This is a genomic window from Nocardioides sp. GXQ0305 (assembly GCF_050880345.1).
In the GTDB taxonomy this organism is placed as follows: Bacteria; Actinomycetota; Actinomycetes; order Propionibacteriales; family Nocardioidaceae; genus Nocardioides.
In genome coordinates, this window is record NZ_JBNYXG010000001.1 from 352,661 (window position 1) to 372,435 (window position 19,775).

The window sequence follows — 19,775 nt, forward strand, 5'->3', positions numbered from 1 at the left end:
GATGGTCCCGGTGGCCGCCGACGACCTGTCCGCGTTCGGGCAGGACCCGTGGTGGCTGGTGCTGGTCAAGGCGGTCCTGATCTTCGTGGTCCTGGTGCTGCTCACCCTGTTCAACATCTGGTGGGAGCGGCGCGTGGTGGCCCGGATGCAGCACCGCATCGGCCCCAACGTCCACGGTCCGTTCGGCCTGCTCCAGTCGCTGGCCGACGGCGTCAAGCTCGCCCTCAAGGAGGACATCGTCCCCAAGGCCGCCGACAAGGTGGTCTACATCCTCGCGCCCGTGATCATCGTGATCCCGGCCTTCCTGACCTTCTCCGTGGTCCCCATGGGCCCGGTGGTCGACGTCCCGTTCTCCGACCTCCAGACCCCGCTGCAGCTCACCGACATGCCGGTGGCGGTGCTGTTCGTGCTGGCGATCGCCTCGATCGGCATCTACGGGATCGTGCTCGGTGGCTGGTCCAGCGGCTCGACGTACTCGCTGCTCGGCGGGCTGCGCTCCAGCGCGCAGATGATCTCCTACGAGGTCGCGATGGGCCTCTCGCTCGTCGCGGTCTTCCTGTACGCCGGCTCGATGTCGACCTCGCAGATCGTGGCCGCCCAGGACCAGCTCTGGTACGGGCTGATCCTCGCGCCGTCGTTCGTGATCTTCGTGATCTCCATGGTCGGCGAGACCAACCGGGCGCCGTTCGACCTCCCGGAGGCCGAGGGCGAGCTGGTCGGTGGGTTCCACACCGAGTACTCCAGCCTCAAGTTCGCACTGTTCTTCCTCGCCGAGTACGTCAGCATGGCCACCGTCTCGGCGATGGCCACCACGCTCTTCCTCGGGGGCTGGGCGGCGCCGTTCTGGATCGACGAGATCTGGCCGGGCGCGAACCAGGGCTACTGGCCGCTGCTGTGGTTCTTCGGCAAGGTGCTGTTCTTCATCTTCCTGTTCATCTGGCTGCGCGGCTCCCTGCCGCGGCTGCGCTACGACCAGTTCATGGCCCTCGGCTGGAAGCTGCTCATCCCGATCTCGCTCGGCTGGATCATCGCCGTGGCGACGGTGCGCTCGGTGCTGCTCGAGGGTGGCCTCGACCGTCAGTACTTCCTGATCGGCGTCGGGGTCCTCGCGGCCGTGTTCCTCGTCCTGATGTTCTTCGGGAGCGACGAGGTCAAGGGCAGCGCCGAGGGAGAGGCGTCCGCCGACGCGTTCGCCGGCGGCTACCCCGTGCCTCCGATGCCGTCCGGCGGCCCGGTCCGCGGGAACGCCCAGCCGCTCACCTTCGAGTCCGGCTCCTCCGTCCACCGGTCCACGCACGAAAGGGGCACCGATGGCTGACCAGGGCTCCCCCCCGAACTCCGGGCAGTCCCGCTCCCTCAAGGAGCAGTTCTGGGACCCCGTCGCGGGGTTCGGCGTCACCTTCCGCACGATGTTCAAGAAGGTCGTCACCGAGCAGTACCCGTTCGAGAAGAACCCCACCGCTCCGCGGTTCCACGGGCGGCACCAGCTCAACCGCTGGCCCGACGGCCTGGAGAAGTGCATCGGGTGCGAGCTGTGCGCCTGGGCGTGCCCGGCCGACGCGATCTACGTCGAGGGCGCGTCCAACGACGAGTCCGAGGGCGGCGAGGGGCGCTTCTCGCCCGGTGAGCGCTACGGCCGCGTCTACCAGATCAACTACCTGCGCTGCATCCTCTGCGGGCTGTGCATCGAGGCGTGCCCGACCCGGGCGCTCACGATGACCAACGAGTACGAGCTGGCCGACACCACCCGCGCCGACCTGATCTACGAGAAGTCCGACCTGCTCGCCCCGCTGCTGCCCGGCATGGAGCAGCCGCCGCACCCGATGATGCTCGGCGACGACGAGGGCGACTACTACCGGGGCACGTTCCAGGCCGCGGCCGGTGAGGAGTCCTCGCCATGACCTTCTGGATCCTCGCGCCCGTCATGGTCGCCGCTGCCCTCGGCATCCTGTTCGTCCGCAAGGCGGTGCACGCCGCGCTGCTGCTCGCGGTGGTGATGATCTCGCTGGCGGTGCTGTACGCCGTCCTCGAGGCGCCGTTCCTGTTCGCGGTGCAGATCATCGTCTACACCGGCGCGATCCTGATGCTGTTCCTGTTCGTGCTGATGCTGGTCGGCGTGGATGCGTCGGACTCCGTCGTCGAGACCATCAGGGGGCAGCGGCTGCTCGCCGCTGCCGCCGGCCTCCTGCTCGGCGTGCTGCTGGTCACCGGCATCTCCCAGGCCGCGCTGGGGTCGGCCGTCGGTCTGGCCGAGGCGAATGCCGACGGCAACATCCAGGGCATCGCGAACATCCTGTTCTCCAAGTGGGTGCTCGCCTTCGAGGTGACCAGCGCGCTGCTGATCACCGCGGCCGTCGGTGCCATGGTGCTGGCCCACCGTGAGCGACTGGCTCCGAAGGAGGGGCAGGCGGCCCTCGCCGCCCGCCGGATCCGTGACTTCGGGGAGCGGGGCTCCCACCCGGGCCCGCTGCCGCCGCCCGGTGTGTTCGCCCGCAGCAACGCCGTCGACACCGCCGCGCTGCTGCCCGACGGCACCCCGGCCGAGTCGTCGGTGTCCCGGGTGCTGGCGGCCCGCGGCACCGTCCGGTCGGCTCGTGCTGACGCGGTCGACGACGTCGTACGCCAGGTCGAGGGGCCGCCCTCGGCGCCCCGCTACGCCGACCGCTCCGACGCACCGGAGGAGGGTGAGCCGCAGTGACCGACTACATCGTCCTCTCGGCGATCCTGTTCACCATCGGGTGCGTCGGCGTCCTCGTCCGGCGCAACGCAATCGTGGTCTTCATGTGCGTGGAGCTCATGCTCAACGCCTGCAACCTGAGCCTCGTCGCGTTCTCCCGGCAGCACGGCAACCTCGACGGCCAGATCGCCGCCTTCTTCGTGATGGTGGTGGCCGCGGCCGAGGTCGTGGTCGGGCTGGCCATCATCATGACCATCTTCCGTACCCGTCGCTCGGCCTCGGTCGACGACGCGAGCCTGCTGAAGTACTGAGGACCCCCACGTGATCCACACGCTCATCCAGACCGCCGAGGGCGGCCACTCCGTGCCGGTGGTCGACCCAGGACCCGCCGACGGCGTGTTCGCGCTGCTGTGGCTGGTGATCGCGCTGCCGCTGCTCGGAGCCGCAATCCTGCTGATCGGCGGCCGGCTCACCGACCGGTGGGGGCACCTGCTCGGCTGCGCGCTCCCGATCGGCTCGTTCGTGCTCAGCGTCGCGCTGTTCGTCGCCCTCCTGGGCCGCGAGGAGGGCGAGCGCCAGGTCAGCCAGCACCTGTTCACCTGGTTCGAGGCGGGTGACTTCACCGTCGGCATGGACCTGCTCTACGACCCGCTCGCGGCTCTGTTCCTGCTCCTGATCACCGGCGTCGGCTCCCTGATCCACGTCTACTCCGTCGGCTACATGGAGCACGACCCGCGGCGACGCCGCTTCTTCGGCTACCTCAACCTGTTCGTCGCGGCGATGTTGATGCTGGTGCTCGCGGCCAACTACCTCGGGCTGTTCCTCGGCTGGGAGGGCGTGGGCCTGGCGTCGTACCTCCTCATCGGCTTCTGGCAGCACAAGCCGTCGGCCGCGGCCGCCGCCAAGAAGGCGTTCGTCATCAACCGGGTCGGTGACGTCGGGCTGTCCCTGGCCATCGCCCTCATGTTCGTCACCTTCGGCACCACCGACTTCAGCACGATCAGCGCCGTCGCCGGCGAGGCCTCCGAGGCGACGCTCACCGCCCTCGGGCTGCTGCTCCTGCTGGCCGCCTGCGGCAAGTCGGCCCAGGTGCCGCTCCAGGCGTGGCTGCTCGACGCGATGGAAGGCCCCACCCCGGTGTCGGCGCTGATCCACGCCGCGACCATGGTCACCGCCGGCGTCTACCTGATCACCCGCTCCAACTTCATCTTCGACCTCACCCCCACGGCCCAGACCGCCGTGGTGGTCGTGGCGACGGTGACCCTCCTGTGGGGGGCCGTGATCGGGTGCGCCAAGGACGACATCAAGAAGGCGCTCGCCGGGTCGACGATGAGCCAGATCGGCTACATGATGCTCGGCGCCGGCCTCGGGCCCGCGGGCTACGCGTTCGCGATCTTCCACCTGCTGACCCACGGCTTCTTCAAGGCCAACATGTTCCTCGGCGCCGGCTCGGTCATGCACGGCATGAACGACGACGTCGACATGCGCCACTACGGCGCCCTCTCGAAGGCGATGCCGGTCACCTACCTCACCTTCGCTATGGGCTACCTCGCGATCATCGGGTTCCCCGGCTTCTCCGGCTTCTGGTCCAAGGACAAGATCATCGAGACGGCGCTCGCCGAGAACCTGCTGGTCGGCACCTGCGCGCTCATCGGTGCCGGCATCACCGGCTTCTACATGACCCGGCTGATGCTGATGACCTTCTTCACCGAGAAGCGGTGGGAGCCCGGCGTCGAGCCGCACGAGTCGCCGCGGGTGATGACGGTCCCGCTGATCGTGCTCGCCGCGCTGTCGGTGGTCGGCGGCGTGCTCCTGTTCAACGACTGGATCGTCGACTTCCTCGCCCCCGTGGTCGGTACGGCGGAGGAGCACCACCTCGCCGTACCCCCGATCGTGATCACCCTGCTCATCACGGCGGTCGTGGCGGTCGGGGTGGCCGTGGCCTGGTTCCTGATCGGCAAGCGCGAGGTGCCGCGCGAGGCGCCGACGGAGGTGTCGTTCGTGACGCGGGCCGCGCGGGCCGACGTCTACGGCGACGCCATCAACGACGGGCTGGTGGTCAACCCGAGCCGCCACCTCGTCCACGGGCTCACCACCATGGACCGCGTCGGAGTCGACGGCGCGGTGATGGGCGGCTCGGCCGCCGTGGGCGGACTCGCCGGCGCGCTCCGCAAGGTGCAGAACGGCTTCGTCCGCTCCTACGCGCTCTCCCTCCTGGCCGGCGTGCTGCTGGTCGTCGCGACCCTGATGGCGGTGAACCTCGCGTGAACACCTTCCCCTGGCTCACCCTCCTGGTCGTGGTGCCGCTCGTCGGCGCCCTGGTGGTGCCGTTCGTGCCCCGCCGCGCTGCGCTCCCGCAGCAGGTCGGCCTCGGCTTCGCGGTGGTCACCCTCCTCGCCGCGGCCGTGATGGCGTCGGGCTACGACGTCGACGGAGGCGTGCAGTTCACCGAGGAGCACGAGTGGATCGCCGCGCTGGGGGTCCACTACGCCCTCGGCGTCGACGGCCTCGGCCTGCTGATGGTGCTGCTCACCGTCGTGCTGGTGCCGATCGTGATCGTCGCGTCCTGGAACGACCTTCGAGACGGCTCGTCCCTCGCCTCCTCAGGTACCGAAAGCGCCCATGGGGGCGCGGGTCGCTTCGTCGCGTGGACCCTGCTGCTCGAGGCGTTCTCGGTCGCCGTCTTCGCCGCCACCGACGTGTTCCTCTTCTACATCGTCTTCGAGGCGACGCTGATCCCGGCGTACTTCCTGATCGGCGGGTTCGGGCGCGAGGGCCGCAGCCGCGCCGCGGTGAAGTTCCTGATCTACCAGCTCGCCGGCGGTCTGATCATGCTCGCGTCGGTCATCGGCTTCTACGTCGTCTCCGCTCGCGCCGGGTCGCCCACCTACCTGGTGTCCGACCTCGCGGCGCTCGACATCGACCCGGTCACCCAGCGGTACCTGTTCCTCGGCTTCTTCATCGCGTTCGCGATCAAGGCCCCGATGTTCCCGGTGCACACCTGGCTGGCCGACACCACCGAGAAGGCCACCACCGGAACGTCGGTGCTGCTGGTCTGCATCCTCGACAAGATCGGGACCTACGGCATGCTCCGGTTCTGCCTCGAGCTGCTGCCCGACGCCTCGCGGTGGGCCACGCCGGTCGTCGTCGTCCTCGCCCTGATCTCCATCGTGTACGGCGCACTCGTGGCGATCGGCCAGGACGACGTGCTCCGGCTGATCGGCCTCACCTCGCTCAGCCACTTCGGCCTGATCGTGCTCGGCATCTTCGTGCTGACCGACCAGGGCGGGACCGGGGCGATCCTCTACATGGTCAACCACGGCATCGCGACCGCCGCCCTGTTCCTCATCGCCGGCATGCTGATCCGCCGCCGCGGGACCACGCTGATCAGCCAGATGAGCGGCGTCGAGAGGACCCAGCCGGTGCTGGCGGGCACGTTCCTGGTCGCAGGCCTGGCGGCGTGCGGCCTCCCGGGCCTGTCGCCGTTCGTGTCGGAGATGCTGGTCATCATCTCGGCCTTCGACTACGCGTGGTGGGCCGGCGCGGTCGCCGTGTCCGCCATCGTGCTGGCGGCGGTCTACATCCTGTGGATGTACCAGCGCACGATGACCGGGCCGGGGCGCCCCGACGTCGAGCCCGTCGTCGCCGCCGACCTCGACCGGCGCGAGCTGGGCGTGGTGGCCCCGCTGCTGGCGGCGCTGCTGCTGTTCGGCTTCTACCCGATGCCGGTGCTCGACGTGATCAACCCGACCGTCGACTCGACCCTCGCGGAGGTGGGCGTGACGCCCGACGGACCGACCGTGCCGACCACCGGGGAGGAGGGCCACTGATGGAGTTCACCAAGCCTGCTGTCGAGTACGCCCAGCTGTGGCCGCTCTTCGTCGTCTTCGGCGCCGCGTGCGTCGGCATCGTGCTGGAGGCCTTCCTCCCGCGCGCCAGCCGCTACCTCGCCCAGACCGTGCTGGCCCTCGTGTCGCTCCTCGTCGCGCTCGTCGGCACCGTGATGGTCGGCCGCGACCTGAGCCCGCTGGGTGACGGTGTGGCCCGCGGCAACCTGGCCATGGAGGGCACCCTCGCGCTCGACGGCCCCACGGTCTTCCTGTGGGGCATCGTGCTGGTCTTCGCGATCGGCGGCGTGCTGCTGTTCGCGGAGCGCCGGCTCGAGGGCGGGGTGTCGGCGTTCGCCGGCCAGGCCGCGGCGCTTCCCGGCACCGAGGCCGAGCGGCAGGCCTCGACGTCCGGCCTCGACCACACCGAGGTCTTCCCGCTGATGATGTTCGCCGTCGGCGGCATGATGCTGTTCCCGGCGTCCAACGACCTGCTGACGATGTTCGTGGCGCTCGAGGTGCTCTCGCTCCCGCTGTACCTGCTCTGCGGCCTGGCCCGCCGGCGCCGGCTGCTCAGCCAGGAGGCCGCGCTCAAGTACTTCCTGCTCGGCGCCTTCTCCTCCGGGTTCTTCCTCTACGGCGCCGCGCTGGTCTACGGCTTCGCCGGCACCATGGAGTTCGGCGGGATCAACGAGGCAGTTCGCAACGACCTCGGCAACCGCACCCTGCTGCTGGTCGGCATGGGGATGCTCGCGGTGGGGCTGTTCTTCAAGATCGGCGCCGCGCCGTTCCAGGCGTGGACCCCGGACGTCTACCAGGGTGCGCCGACCGCCGTCACGGCGTTCATGGCGGCGGGCACCAAGGTGGCGGCGTTCGGCGCGCTGCTGCGGCTGTTCTACGTCGCCTTCGGTGCCGACCGCTGGACCTGGCAGCCGATGATGTGGGTCGTCGCGATCCTCACCATGGTCGTCGGGGCGGTGCTCGCGATCGCGCAGACCGACGTGAAGCGGATGCTGGCCTACTCGGCGGTGGCGCACACGGGGTTCCTGCTGACCGGCGTGCTGGGCGCGCAGAGCGTCGCCGAGCTCGCCGACACCCAGATCAGCTCCACCCAGGCCGTGCTGTTCTACCTCGTCACCTACGGCTTCGCGACCATGGGCGCGTTCGCGATCGTCACCCTGGTGCGCGACGCCGGTGGCGAGCAGACCCACCTCGCGCGCTGGGCGGGCCTCGGCCGGGAGTCCCCGATCGTCGCCGGCGTGTTCGCGTTCTTCCTGCTGGCGATGGCCGGGATCCCGCTGACGTCCGGCTTCGTGGGCAAGTGGGCGGTCTTCGCGGCCGCGCTGTCGGCGGGTGCCTACCCGGTCGTGATCGTGGCGGTGCTGACCAGCATCGTGGCGGCGTTCTTCTACGTCCGGGTGATCCGGCTGATGTACTTCACCGAGCCCTCGGGCGACGGGCCCAGCGTGGCGACGCCCTCCGTGCTCACCGCCGCCACCATCGGCGTCGGAGTCATCGTCACGTTCGGCCTGGGCGTGCTGCCCGGTCCGGTGCTCGACCTCGCCGGGATGGCGGGGGAGTTCATCAGGTGACCATGAGTCCGTCCTCCGCGGGGCTCGCGCTGCCGGTCGCCGACCAGGCGCTCGCCGACCGCCTCGAGCGGCGCATGCTCCTGGTGGAGGAGGCGCTCGCCGGGCACGTCGTGAGCCGGACGCCGTACGTCACGGAGGCGGCCTCGCACCTGCTGGCGGCGGGCGGCAAGCGGTTCCGGCCGCTGCTCGTGCTGCTCGCGGCCGAGGCGGGCGACGCGCCCGACGCGCCGGAGGTCGTCGACGCCGCGTGCGTCGTCGAGCTCACCCACGTGGGCTCGCTCTACCACGACGACGTCATGGACGAGGCCGCGCTGCGGCGCGGGGCCGACTCGGCCAACGCCCGCTGGGACAACCATGTCGCGATCCTCACCGGCGACTTCCTGTTCGCGAAGTCCTCGGAGCTGACGGCCGGCCTCGGTCCGGACGCCGTCCGGATCCAGGCGGAGACCTTCGCGCGGCTGGTCGAGGGGCAGATCCTGGAGACGGTGCCGCCGGGTCCGGGCGAGGACCCGCTCGTCCACTACCTCGACGTGGTCGCCGGCAAGACCGGCTCGCTGATCGCCACGGCGGCGCGGTACGGCGCCCGCTTCGGCGGTGCCTCCCGCGAGGTCGAGGAGGCGCTGACCCGCTACGGCGAGATCGTCGGCTGCGCCTTCCAGCTCAGCGACGACATCCTCGACATCGCCTCCGAGAGCGGCGAGTCCGGCAAGACGCCCGGCACCGACCTGCGTGAGGGGGTGCCGACGCTGCCGGTGCTCATGGCCCGGGCGGCCGCCGACCCGGGCGACGCGCGGCTGCTCGAGCTGCTCGACTCCGACCTCACCGACGACGCCCACCACGCCGAGGCGCTGACGCTGCTCCGCGCGCACCCCGCCCTCGAGGAGGCCCGCCGCTACGTCGTCGCCCGCGCCCACGAGGCCAAGGGACTGCTCGCCGTCCTGCCCCCCGGCCCCGTCCGCGAGGCGCTCGAGGCCTTCGCCGAGGCCGTCGCCACCCGCACCGCCTGAGCGCGGGCACCTCGGTACTCCAGTGACGAATGGCCCTCCCTCACGGCGCAGCTGGGGCCACTTGTCACTGGAGTAGCCGATCTCCGAGGCGTCAGAGGGCCACGGCCTCCGCGGCGAGCCGCAGCTGCCGGCGCCGGTGGTGGGCCGCGTCGACGGTGAACACCACCAGGGCGATCCAGACCAGCACGAAACCGATCCACCGGCTGGCCGGCATGGCCTCCTGGTACAGCCACACGCCGATCAGGAACTGCAGGATCGGGGCGATGTACTGCAGCAGCCCGATGGTGACCATCGACACCCGGATCGCGGCGGCGCCGAAGCAGAGCAGCGGGATGACCGTGACCACGCCGGCCGTGGTGAGCAGCCAGGCGTGCGCCGCGCCGTGCTGCCCGAACTCACCGGTGCCCTGCCACGCCAGCCACCCGATGTACGCCGCCGCGAACGGGCCGATGAACAGCGTCTCGACGGTGAGGCTCTCGACGGCGTCGACGCCGGCCTGCTTCTTGGCCAGTCCGTACGTCGCGAACGAGAACGCGAGCAGCAACGCCACCCACGGCGGCCGGCCGTAGTCGACGGTCAGCACCACCACGGCGATGCTCGCCAGCCCGACCGCCACCCACTGGGGACGGCGCAGCCGCTCGCCGAGGATCAGCACGCCCATCAGCACCGTGACGAGGGGATTGATGAAGTAGCCGAGCGAGGTCTCCACGACCCGGCCGTTGTTGACGCCCCAGATGTAGCCGAACCAGTTGAGGCTGATGACCGCGGACGCGCCGAGCAGCAGCCAGCGGGTGCGGGGATCGGCGAGGACGGCCCGCACCGCAGCGGTGCGCCGCAGCACGACCACGACGATCGAGACGGTGACCAGCGACCAGAGCACGCGGTGAGCGAGGATCTCCAGCGCGCCGGCCGGTTCCAGCAGCGGCCAGTAGAGCGGGAATACGCCCCAGAGGCCGTACGCCGCGACGCCGTACAGGAACCCACGGCGCGACTCCGGCACCGGGCCAGCATAGGTCGACGGACTTCCGAGTCAGCGCGCGGCCCGCGACCCGGTCTGGCATGATGCGGCCATCGGTGTCACTCATGAGGGGAGACATGACAGTGACTCACACCCTGTCGCGCGTTCTCGGGGCGGCCGCTCTCGCGGCGTCGCTCGCGACGGCCGGGGCGGCGGAGGCCTCGGAGCGCAGGCCCGCGGAGATCCGGACGGAGCCCCGGCCCACCTATCGCGTCGTGGAGCCGGCGGAGGAGCAGGGGCCCCTCGGGCTGGTGGGCCGGTCGCCTCGCTCCATCAAGTCGGAGGTCGTGACACGCAGGGGCAAGCTCGTGCTCCGCGGCGACGTCGAGTCCTACTCCGGCCGCAACGTCGTCATCCAGCGCAGCCACTGCGACTCCTGCCGGTGGCGCCGCTACGACCGGGTGAAGACCAACTACCGAGGCTGGTTCCGCAGCGTCATCAAGGCCCCGCGGAACGGGTCGACCCTCTGGCGGGCCAAGGTCCGGGCCTACGGCGGCTACGCCCGGTCCTACTCCGCGACCTGGGAGACCTACTACCGGGCGAGCTGACCGGCTGCGTCAGGCGATGGTCCAGGTGTCGCCACCGTGGACCAGCGCGTCGAGCCGCGCTGCGGCGTCGTCGTCGGTCTGACCCCGCGCGGTCCGGACCTGGTCGCGCGCCTGGTCGTCGTACGTCGGCCGGTCCACCTGCCGGAAGATGCCGATCGGGGCCTGGTGGAGGTGGCCGGCGTCGGTGAGCCGGGACACCGCGAACGCCGTCGTCGGGTCGTCGGCGTGCGCGTCGTGGGTGATCAGGGCCTCGGCGGCGCCGGAGCCCAGGTCGGCCGTCTCGACGACCTTGACGCCGCCGCTGGACCGGTCCCGGATCAACCCCTTGCTGCCTCCCGCGCCGAACCGGATCGGCTCGCCGTGGACCAGCGGGATGATCGCCTCCTCCTTGGTGTCGCGGTCCTTGATCGCGTCGAACGCGCCGTCGTTGAAGATCGGGCAGTTCTGGTAGATCTCCACCAGTGACGTGCCGCGGTGGGCGGCGGCCGCTGCGAGCACCGACGTGAGGTGCTTGCGGTCGGAGTCGATGGTGCGGGCCACGAACGTGCCCTCGGCGCCGAGCGCCAGCGAGATCGGGTTGAACGGGTGGTCGACCGACCCCATCGGGGTCGACTTGGTGACCTTGCCGGGCTCGGAGGTGGGGGAGTACTGGCCCTTGGTGAGCCCGTAGATCCGGTTGTTGAACAGCAGGATCGTCATGTTCACGTTCCGGCGCATGGCGTGGATCAGGTGGTTGCCGCCGATCGAGAGCGCGTCGCCGTCGCCGGTGACGACCCACACCGACAGGTCCTCGCGCGAGGTGGCGATGCCGGTGGCGATCGCGGGGGCGCGGCCGTGGATCGAGTGCATGCCGTAGGTGTCGAGGTAGTAGGGGAACCGGCTGGAGCAGCCGATGCCCGACACGAAGACGATGTTCTCGCGGCGCAGCCCGAGGTCCGGCAGGAAGCCCTGCACCGCCTTGAGGACGGCGTAGTCGCCGCAGCCCGGGCACCAGCGGACCTCCTGGTCGGAGGTGAAGTCCTTGCCGGTCTGGGGCTGGTCGCCCTCGGCCAGGGCGGGGACGCCCTCGGTGCCGCTGCGCAGCCCGGGGAACGGCAGCCCCACGCTGTGGTCGGTCGACGTCATGAGCTCGCCTCCTCGGTCGCGATGGTCAGGTCGATCTCGACGCCCTCGGCGTGGCCGACGAGCTCGGCGATCGCCTCGGCGAGCTCGGCTGCCTTCAGCGGCAGGCCGCGGACGTGGTTGTAGCCGACGACGTCGACGAGGTAGCGGGCCCGCAGCAGCATCGACAGCTGGCCCAGGTTCATCTCGGGCACCAGCACGTGGTCGTAGCGCTTGAGCACCTCGCCGAGGTCGCGGGGGAAGGGGTTGAGGTGGCGCAGGTGGGTCTGCGCGACGTGGTGGCCCGCCCGGCGTACGCGGCGGACGGCGGCCCCGATGGGGCCGTACGTCGAACCCCAGCCGAGGACCAGCACCCGCGCCCGGCCGTCGGGGTCGTCGACCTCCAGCGGCGGGATCGAGTCGGCCACCCGGTCGACCTTGGCCTGGCGGGTGCGGACCATGAAGTCGTGGTTGGCGGGGTCGTAGGAGATGTTGCCGTGGCCGTCGCCCTTCTCCAGCCCGCCGATCCGGTGCTCCAGGCCCGGCGTGCCCGGGATCGCCCAGGGCCGCGCGAGCGTGGCCTCGTCGCGCTGGTAGGGCCAGAAGCCGTCGTCGTGGTTGGTGGCGGTCGCGAACCCGGGGTCGATCGCCGGGAGGTCGGCGACCTCCGGGATCCGCCAGGGCTCGGAGCCGTTGGCGAGGTAGCCGTCGGACAGCAGCATCACCGGGGTGCGGTAGGTGACCGCGATCCTGGCCGCCTCGAGGGCGGCGTCGAAGCAGTCACCGGGGGAGCGGGGCGCCACGATCGGGACCGGCGCCTCGCCGTTGCGGCCGAACATCGCCTGCAGCAGGTCGGCCTGCTCGGTCTTGGTCGGGAGGCCTGTCGAGGGCCCGCCGCGCTGCACGTCGATCACCAGCAGCGGCAGCTCGGTCATCACGGCCAGGCCGATCGACTCCGACTTCAGTGCGATGCCGGGGCCCGAGGTGGTGGTGACCCCGAGGCTGCCGGCGAAGGCCGCGCCGATCGCCGCCCCGATCCCGGCGATCTCGTCCTCGGCCTGGAAGGTGGTCACGCCGAAGGACTTGTGCTTGCTGAGCTCGTGCAGGATGTCGGACGCCGGGGTGATCGGGTAGGAGCCCAGGAACAGCGGGAGTCCCGACTGCACGCTGGCGGCGATCAGGCCGTAGGACAGCGCCAGGTTGCCGGTGATGTTGCGGTAGGTGCCGGTGGCGAGGCGGGCGGGCTTGACCTCGTAGGTCACCGCGAAGGTCTCGGTCGTCTCCCCGAAGTTCCAGCCGGCCCGGAACGCCGTGACGTTGGCGTCACGGATGTCGGGCACCCGAGCGAAACGCCTCTCGAGGAACGCGATCGTGGACTCCGTCGGCCGCCCGTAGAGCCAGGACAGCAGCCCGAGCGCGAACATGTTCTTGGCGCGCGAGGCGTCCTTGCGCGAGAGCCCGAACTCCTTGACCGCCGCGACGGTCATCCCCGTGAGGTCGACCAGGTGGACGGCGTACTCGGCGAGCGAGTCGTCCTCGAGCGGGTTGTCGGCGTAACCCGCCTTGCTCAGGTTGCGGGCGGTGAAGTCGGCGGTGTCGACGATGATGCTGGCGCCCTTCGGCAGGTCGCCGAGGTTGGCCCGCAGGGCCGCGGGGTTCATCGCCACCAGCACGTCGGGGGCGTCGCCGGGCGTGAGGATGTCGTGGTCGGCGAAGTGGACCTGGAAGGACGAGACTCCGGGGAGCGTGCCCTGCGGGGCCCGGATCTCGGCGGGGAAGTTGGGCAGCGTCGACAGGTCGTTGCCGAAGGACGCCGACTCCTGGGTGAAGCGGTCACCGGTCAGCTGCATGCCGTCGCCGGAGTCGCCGGCGAAACGGATGATGACGCGGTCGAGCTGCTTGACCTGCTTGGTCACTCGGTCGTCTCCTCCTCGTGCCCGTCGTGGGGGTGTGTCACGGTCGTCGGCGGGGTGACGGGCACCCTCCCCACGATAGTCGCGTGCCGCCCGAAACCAGCGTGATCTCCCCCACCGGACCCCTGTGACGACGCGCCGGTCTGGACGTGGGATGGTTCTCCTCCAGTAAGTCACGTAATCTAATCAACAATGATGTGCCGCGGCTCGGGCGGGGCGTCCACCACGGAGGGAAGAGATCCGCCATGAAGCTCCACCACAAGGCCGCGGCTGCCGCTGTCGCCGCTGCGCTCGCGCTGAGCGCCTGCTCCACCGCCGGCGGTGCGTCGGGTGACGCCGAGTCCGGCCCCACCATCAACGTCAACGGGTTCTCCGTGATGGAAGCCGCCAACGAGCCGGTCTTCGAGGACTTCAACGCGACGGCCGAGGGCGAGGGTGTCGGGTTCGAGACGTCGTACGGTGCCTCGGGCGACCAGAGCCGGGCCGTCGTGGCCGGCGCCGACGCGGACGTCGTCCACTACTCGCTGGAGGGCGACGTCACCCGCCTGGTCGACGAGGGCCTCGTCGCCGAGGACTGGAAGGACAACGAGACCAACGGCATCGCCACCTCCTCGGTGGTCGTCTTCGTGGTCCGCAGCGGCAACCCGGAGGGCATCGAGACCTGGGACGACCTGGTCGAGGAGGGCGTCGAGATCATCACGCCCAACCCGGGCTCCTCGGGATCGGCCCGCTGGAACATCCTCGCCGCGTGGGCGCACGTCACCGGCAACGGCGGGACGCCCCAGGAGGCCGAGGAGTACATGACCGAGCTCCTCGGCAACACCATCGCGCTGCCGGGAAGTGCGCGCGAGGCCACCACGGCCTTCACCGACGGCAGCGGCGACGTGCTGCTGTCCTACGAGAACGAGGCGATCCTGGCCAAGCAGAGCGGCGCCGACGTCGACTACATCGTCCCGGACGACACGTTGCTGATCGAGAACCCTGCCGCCGTGACCACCGAGGCGGGCCCGGAGGCCGAGGCGTTCCTGGAGTTCATGACCGGCCCGGAGGCGCAGGCCGACTACGCCAGCGCCGGGTTCCGTCCGGTGGTCGACGGCGTCGAGATCCCCGAGGTGGAGGGCGCCAACGACCCGTCCGACCCGTTCCCCACGCCGGAGACGCTGTTCACGGTCGACGAGGACTTCAACGGGTGGGGCGAGGCCGCGGACAAGTACTTCGGTGACGGCGAGGAGGGCAACCCGCTCGGCATCATCACCCGCCTCCAGCAGGAGACCGGGAAGGTCGGCGAGGAGTAGTGACCTCCGCCCAGCTCGTGGGGCCCGGCACCTCCGACCCGGCCGGTCCGGCGTCCCCCACGGGGCGACGCCGGACCGGCCGGTCGCGGCGCACGACCCCGCGCAACACGCTGACCCCGGGCGCGGGGCTCGGGCTGGGCATCGCGGTGCTCTGGTTCAGCCTGCTGGTGCTGATCCCGCTGACCGCCGTGGTCGCCGCCGCGGCCGCGGGCGGGTGGGACCGCTACTTCTCCGTGCTCGCCAACCCACAGACCTGGGCCGCGGTCCAGCTCACCGTGGTGCAGTCGCTGCTGGTCACCGGCGTCAACGTGGTCATGGGCACCGTGATCGCGTGGGTGCTGGTCCGCGACCGGTTCCCGGGCAAGAGCGTGCTCAACGTCATCATCGACGTCCCGTTCGCGCTGCCCACCATCGTCGCCGGGCTGGTGCTGCTCTCGCTGTACGGGCCGCAGAGCCCGCTCGGCGTGCACTGGGCGTTCACGCGGATGGCGGTCTTCCTGGCGCTGGCGTTCGTGACGCTGCCCTTCGTGGTGCGCACGGTGCAGCCGGTCCTCGAGGAGCTGGAGGCGGAGGTGGAGGAGGCCGCGGCGTCGCTGGGGGCCCGCCGCGGCACCATCGTGCGGCGGATCGTCCTGCCGGCCCTGGCCCCCGCGATCACCGCCGGTGCAGCGCTGTCGTTCGCCCGGGCCATCTCCGAGTACGGCTCGCTGGTGCTGCTGTCCGGCAACCGGCCCTACGAGACAGAGGTGGTGTCGGTGCGGGTGCTGTCGTTCATCGAGAACGGGAACACCGCCTCCGCGGCCGCGCTCGCGTCGGTGATGCTCGTCGTCGCCCTGGTGGTGATCGTGGCGCTCGACGTCGTCCAGAGGCGGGTGGCGAAGCGATGGTGAAGGTCTCCGCTCCGACGCGCTGGGCGCTGCGGCTGCTGGCGATCGGCTACGTCTTCTTCCTGGTCGCCTGGCCGGTCGCGATGGTCGTCCAGCAGACCTTCGCCGACGGCCTGGTGACGCTGAGCGAGACGCTCTCGGACCCGCAGGTGACCTACGCCCTGCGGCTCACCGCGATGGTGTCGTTCTGGGCGGTGCTGATCAACCTCGTCTTCGGGGTCACCATCTCCTTGCTGCTCGTGCGCTACGAGTTCCCGGGCAAGAGGGTGCTCTCCGCCCTCATCGACGTGCCGCTGTCGGTGTCGCCGGTCGTGGTCGGGCTGGCGATCCTGCTGGTCTACAACGGCCGGGACGGCTGGATCGGCAGGCCCGTCGAGGAAGCCGGGTGGCAGATCGTCTTCGACACCCCGGCCATGGTCATGGCGACCTGCTTCGTGGCGCTGCCCCTGGTCATCCGGGAGGTCGTGCCGGTGCTCCACGAGATCGGCGACGACCAGGAGCAGGCGGCGCGCAGCCTCGGCGCGAACGCTCGCCAGACGTTCCTCCGCATCACCCTGCCGAGCATCAAGTGGGCCGTGGTCTACGGCGTGGTGCTCAGCCTGGCGCGCTCCCTCGGGGAGTTCGGCGCCGTCAAGATCGTCTCGGGCAACATCACCGGGCGGACCCAGACCGCGACGCTCGTCGTCGAGGCGAAGTACCAGAACTTCGCCCAGGAGACGGCGTACGCGACCTCGTTCATGCTGATCTTCGCCAGCATCGTGAGCCTGGTCGTCGTCGCGATCCTCCGCCCCCAGCACCAGGACTGAAGGGGTCACCATGAGTATCGACGTCACCGGCGTCAGCAAGCGGTTCGGAGACTTCGTCGCGCTCGACGACGTCTCCGTGTCGTTGCCCACCGGCCAGCTCACCGCCCTGCTGGGCCCGAGCGGGGGTGGCAAGTCCACGCTGCTGCGGATCATCGCCGGCCTCGACAGCGCCGACGCCGGCACCATCGTCATCGAGGGAACCGAGGCCACCCACCTTCCTGCGCAGAAGCGCAACGTCGGTTTCGTGTTCCAGCACTACGCGGTGTTCAAGCACCTCACGGTGGCCCGCAACGTGGCCTTCGGTCTGGAGATCCGCAAGCGGTCCCGGGACGAGATCGCGCACCGGGTCGACGAGCTGCTCGAGCTGGTGCACCTGAAGCAGTTCGCGCACCGGCTGCCGGCCCAGCTCTCGGGCGGACAGCGGCAACGGATGGCACTGGCCCGGGCGCTCGCCGTCGAGCCCACCGTGCTGCTGCTCGACGAGCCGTTCGGGGCGCTGGACGCCAAGGTCCGCAAGGAGCTGCGCGACTGGCTGCGCCGGCTCCACGACGAGGTCGCGGTCACCACGGTGTTCGTGACCCACGACCAGGAGGAGGCGATGGAGGTCGCCGACGAGATCGTGGTGATCAACGACGGCCGGATCGAGCAGGTCGGTACGCCCGACCAGCTCTACGACGAGCCGGCCAACGACTTCGTGATGTCGTTCCTGGGCGAGGTGACGCAGCTCGGCGGCGTCCGGCTCCGGCCCCACGACGTCGAGGTCGCCTCGTCACCGCGCGCCGCCGGTGGCGTCGAGGGTGAGGTGCACCGGCTGCTGCGGGTCGGCTTCGAGGTCCGGCTCACCGTGCTGACCGTGGACGGCCAGGAGGTGTCGGTCGTGATGACCCGCACCCACGCCCGGTCACTCGACCTCACCGTGGGCAGCACCGTGTGGCTGACCCCCGCCACCGGCGCCACGATCATCCCGCGGATGGAACTCGCGGTCGGGTGAGGTCGCTCAGCGGTAGTTGGTGAACTGCACCGCGAAGTCGTAGTCCTGGGCCTTGACCAGCGCGATCACCGACTGCAGGTCGTCGCGCTTCTTGCTGGAGACGCGCAGCTCGTCGCCCTGGATCTGGCTCTTGACGCCCTTGGGGCCCTCGTCCCGGATCAGCTTGCTGATCTTCTTGGCGTCCTCCGAGGAGATCCCCTCCTTGAGGGTGATCCCGATCTTCGACTCCTGGCCGGACGGGCGCGGCTCGGAGGCGTCGAGCACCTTCAGCGACACGTTGCGCTTGACGAGCTTCTGCTTGAACACGTCGAGGACGGCGCTCGCGCGGTCGTCGGCGGAGGCCGAGATCTCGATCGCGTGCTCGCCCTTCCACTCGATCCCGGCGCCGGTGCCCTTGAAGTCGAACCGGGTCGCGACCTCGCGCGCCGTCTGCCCCAGTGCGTTGTCGACCTCCTGGCGGTCGATCTTGCTGACGATGTCGAACGAGGAGTCGGCCATGGGTGCCTCCGGTTGCGGGATTGCGACGTACGGACGCTATCCTTACCTCTCGTCGCGCCCCGGTCATCGCCGGGGCTCTGACATGGCAGGTTGCCCGAGCGGCCAATGGGAGCGGACTGTAAATCCGTCGGCTTATGCCTACCCAGGTTCGAATCCTGGACCTGCCACCATGTCGAGAACGGCCCGTGGCCGGCGGAAACGCCGGTCGGGGGCCGTTTCCCATTTCCGGGCAGGTCGTGCAACCCGGTCTGCCCTCGCGGTGTCCGGGTACTGCACTCATGGAGCACCGCCAGCCGGTGGCGCCAGGCGCCGTCGAGGGGCCACGGAAGGACGGCGCAGTGATGACCGCAGACCTGCTGTACGTCGCGGTCGGCCTGGCTCTGCTGCTCGCGGTGGTGCTGCCGGCGTTGCTCGGCCGCTGGGCGGTCTCGGCGCCGATGGTCCTCACCGGGCTCGGAGTGCTCCTGGGGTTCACACCCGTCGCGGACGGTCTGCCGCTCGATCCGGTCGCGGACCGGGTCGTGGTCGAGCACGTGACAGAGCTGACCATCCTGGTCGCCCTGATGGGCGTAGGGCTCGCGATCGACCGGCCACTGCAGCCCTGGCGCCGCCGGTCGTGGCAGGTCTGGTCGCCTACCTGGCGCTTGCTCGTCGTCGCGATGCCGCTCTCGATCGCCGGCACGGCGCTGCTCGGTTGGTGGGCCGGGGTCGCGCCGGCGACAGCGCTGCTGCTCGGCGCGGCGCTGGCGCCCACCGATCCGGTCCTCGCCTCGGACGTGCAGGTGGCAGGACCGCAGACCGGGGAGCACGAGGTGGAGGAGACCGACGAGGTGCGCTTCACCCTGACGTCCGAGGCCGGCCTCAACGACGGGCTCGCGTTCCCGTTCGTGTACGCCGCAGTGCTGGTGGCCACGGCCGGCCCGGTCACCGGGTGGGGCCTCGAGTGGGTGGGCGTCTACCTCGTGGGAAAGGTCGCGATCGGCACGCTCGTCGGGGTCGCCTGCGGGTGGGCGCTGTCCCGGGTGGCCTTCCGTTCCCGCAGCAGGGCTCTGCGCACCGCGGAGCGCGGTGAGTCACTGCTGGCGGTGGCGGCGCTGGTCACCTCCTACGGCCTCGGCGAGGTGGCGGGGGGCTACGGGTTCCTGTCCGTGTTCGCCTGTGCGATGACCTTCCGCTCCGCCGAACGCGCCCACGACTACCACGCCGCGATGCACCAGGTCGTGGAGCGGCTGGAGCGGCTGCTCACGCTCGTCGTACTCCTCGGACTCGGCACGGCGTTGAGCAGGGGTGTCCTCGAGGCGCTGGACTGGCGTGGGATCGTGGTGGGCGCGGCGCTGTTGTTGGTCGTGCGACCCCTCGCCGGTCGCCTCTCGCTCGTCGGTCGGCCTCGGTCGGGGCACGAGGTGGGGAGGATGACCACGCGGGAACGCTGGGCTGTGGCGTTCTTCGGTGTGCGGGGTGTCGGATCCCTCTACTACGCGGCGTACGCCACCGGTCAAGCGACCTTCGTCGACACCGACTGGCTGTGGTCGTGCCTGGCGTTCACCGTCGTTGCATCCGTCGTGCTGCACGGCGTGCTGGCAACGCCCGTGATGGCACGGCTGGGGCGCTGAGA

At 70.5% G+C, this 19,775-nt stretch carries 18 protein-coding genes and 1 tRNA gene; 15 read left to right on the plus strand and 4 right to left on the minus strand.

Annotated elements, in window-relative coordinates; genetic code table 11:
* The first annotated feature begins 1 nt into the window (after position 1).
* The 8 genes from nuoH to ACQ1X7_RS01770 are packed head-to-tail and all read left to right on the plus strand — an operon-like array spanning position 2 to position 9,103.
* Positions 2–1,318 carry an NADH-quinone oxidoreductase subunit NuoH gene (nuoH, locus tag ACQ1X7_RS01735; RefSeq protein ID WP_432477013.1) on the plus strand — a complete coding sequence of 439 codons (1,317 nt, stop codon included), beginning with the start codon at positions 2–4 and terminating at the stop codon, positions 1,316–1,318.
* A complete protein-coding gene (gene nuoI / locus ACQ1X7_RS01740) occupies positions 1,311–1,901 on the plus strand; it encodes an NADH-quinone oxidoreductase subunit NuoI (RefSeq protein WP_432476420.1) in 591 nt (196 codons plus the stop codon). The genes nuoH and nuoI overlap by 8 nt, the downstream gene beginning before the upstream one ends.
* The gene (locus tag ACQ1X7_RS01745; protein ID WP_432476421.1) at positions 1,898–2,698 is read left to right on the plus strand and encodes an NADH-quinone oxidoreductase subunit J; all 801 of its coding nucleotides are present in this window, start codon (positions 1,898–1,900) and stop codon (positions 2,696–2,698) included. The genes nuoI and ACQ1X7_RS01745 overlap by 4 nt, the downstream gene beginning before the upstream one ends.
* On the plus strand, positions 2,695–2,988 hold the full coding sequence (nuoK, locus tag ACQ1X7_RS01750; protein ID WP_432476422.1) for an NADH-quinone oxidoreductase subunit NuoK: 294 nt from the start codon (positions 2,695–2,697) through the stop codon (positions 2,986–2,988). Before ACQ1X7_RS01745 ends, nuoK begins: the two co-directional genes overlap by 4 nt.
* Positions 2,989–3,046: 58 nt before the next feature.
* The gene (gene nuoL / locus ACQ1X7_RS01755; RefSeq protein WP_432477014.1) at positions 3,047–4,945 is read left to right on the plus strand and encodes an NADH-quinone oxidoreductase subunit L; all 1,899 of its coding nucleotides are present in this window, start codon (positions 3,047–3,049) and stop codon (positions 4,943–4,945) included.
* Entirely contained in the window at positions 4,942–6,507 is a 1,566-nt protein-coding gene (locus ACQ1X7_RS01760; protein ID WP_432476423.1) for an NADH-quinone oxidoreductase subunit M, read from the plus strand. Before nuoL ends, ACQ1X7_RS01760 begins: the two co-directional genes overlap by 4 nt.
* Positions 6,507–8,096, plus strand: a complete 1,590-nt coding sequence (nuoN, locus tag ACQ1X7_RS01765; protein ID WP_432476424.1) for an NADH-quinone oxidoreductase subunit NuoN — start codon at positions 6,507–6,509, stop codon at positions 8,094–8,096. Before ACQ1X7_RS01760 ends, nuoN begins: the two co-directional genes overlap by 1 nt.
* 2 nt (positions 8,097–8,098) lie before the next feature.
* Positions 8,099–9,103, plus strand: a complete 1,005-nt coding sequence (locus ACQ1X7_RS01770) for a polyprenyl synthetase family protein (RefSeq protein ID WP_432476425.1) — start codon at positions 8,099–8,101, stop codon at positions 9,101–9,103.
* Between the two features lie 91 nt (positions 9,104–9,194).
* Here ACQ1X7_RS01770 and rarD read toward each other — a convergent pair whose 3' ends face one another.
* Positions 9,195–10,103: an EamA family transporter RarD gene (gene rarD / locus ACQ1X7_RS01775; RefSeq protein WP_432476426.1), complete on the minus strand. Its 909-nt coding sequence runs from the start codon at positions 10,101–10,103 to the stop codon at positions 9,195–9,197.
* A gap of 95 nt (positions 10,104–10,198) precedes the next feature.
* Here rarD and ACQ1X7_RS01780 point away from each other — a divergent pair, with 95 nt between their 5' ends.
* The gene (locus tag ACQ1X7_RS01780; RefSeq protein WP_432476427.1) at positions 10,199–10,669 is read left to right on the plus strand and encodes a hypothetical protein; all 471 of its coding nucleotides are present in this window, start codon (positions 10,199–10,201) and stop codon (positions 10,667–10,669) included.
* A gap of 9 nt (positions 10,670–10,678) precedes the next feature.
* Here the strand turns inward: ACQ1X7_RS01780 and ACQ1X7_RS01785 are convergent, their stop codons facing one another.
* Positions 10,679–11,794 (minus strand): 2-oxoacid:ferredoxin oxidoreductase subunit beta, encoded by a 1,116-nt coding sequence (locus tag ACQ1X7_RS01785; protein ID WP_432476428.1) that lies wholly within the window; start codon positions 11,792–11,794, stop codon positions 10,679–10,681.
* Positions 11,791–13,686: a 2-oxoacid:acceptor oxidoreductase subunit alpha gene (locus ACQ1X7_RS01790; protein ID WP_432476429.1), complete on the minus strand. Its 1,896-nt coding sequence runs from the start codon at positions 13,684–13,686 to the stop codon at positions 11,791–11,793. Before ACQ1X7_RS01790 ends, ACQ1X7_RS01785 begins: the two co-directional genes overlap by 4 nt.
* Positions 13,687–13,928: 242 nt before the next feature.
* Between ACQ1X7_RS01790 and ACQ1X7_RS01795 the strand changes: the two genes are divergently transcribed.
* The 4 genes from ACQ1X7_RS01795 to ACQ1X7_RS01810 are packed head-to-tail and all read left to right on the plus strand — an operon-like array spanning position 13,929 to position 17,662.
* On the plus strand, positions 13,929–14,978 hold the full coding sequence (locus ACQ1X7_RS01795; protein WP_432476430.1) for a sulfate ABC transporter substrate-binding protein: 1,050 nt from the start codon (positions 13,929–13,931) through the stop codon (positions 14,976–14,978).
* Positions 14,978–15,868 (plus strand): sulfate ABC transporter permease subunit CysT, encoded by an 891-nt coding sequence (cysT, locus tag ACQ1X7_RS01800; RefSeq protein WP_432476431.1) that lies wholly within the window; start codon positions 14,978–14,980, stop codon positions 15,866–15,868. The genes ACQ1X7_RS01795 and cysT overlap by 1 nt, the downstream gene beginning before the upstream one ends.
* A complete protein-coding gene (locus tag ACQ1X7_RS01805) occupies positions 15,862–16,671 on the plus strand; it encodes a sulfate ABC transporter permease subunit (protein WP_432476432.1) in 810 nt (269 codons plus the stop codon). Before cysT ends, ACQ1X7_RS01805 begins: the two co-directional genes overlap by 7 nt.
* A 10-nt stretch (positions 16,672–16,681) precedes the next feature.
* Positions 16,682–17,662, plus strand: coding sequence for a sulfate/molybdate ABC transporter ATP-binding protein (locus ACQ1X7_RS01810; protein ID WP_432476433.1), 981 nt, complete (start codon positions 16,682–16,684; stop codon positions 17,660–17,662).
* A gap of 6 nt (positions 17,663–17,668) precedes the next feature.
* Here the strand turns inward: ACQ1X7_RS01810 and ACQ1X7_RS01815 are convergent, their stop codons facing one another.
* Entirely contained in the window at positions 17,669–18,160 is a 492-nt protein-coding gene (locus ACQ1X7_RS01815) for a YajQ family cyclic di-GMP-binding protein (RefSeq protein WP_432476434.1), read from the minus strand.
* A gap of 84 nt (positions 18,161–18,244) precedes the next feature.
* On the opposite strand from ACQ1X7_RS01815, the gene ACQ1X7_RS01820 reads away from it, so the two are divergent.
* Positions 18,245–18,330: transfer RNA gene (locus ACQ1X7_RS01820), tRNA-Tyr, on the plus strand.
* A 171-nt stretch (positions 18,331–18,501) separates the two neighbouring features.
* On the plus strand, positions 18,502–19,773 hold the full coding sequence (locus ACQ1X7_RS01825) for a cation:proton antiporter (protein ID WP_432476435.1): 1,272 nt from the start codon (positions 18,502–18,504) through the stop codon (positions 19,771–19,773).
* Positions 19,774–19,775: the final 2 nt, after the last annotated feature.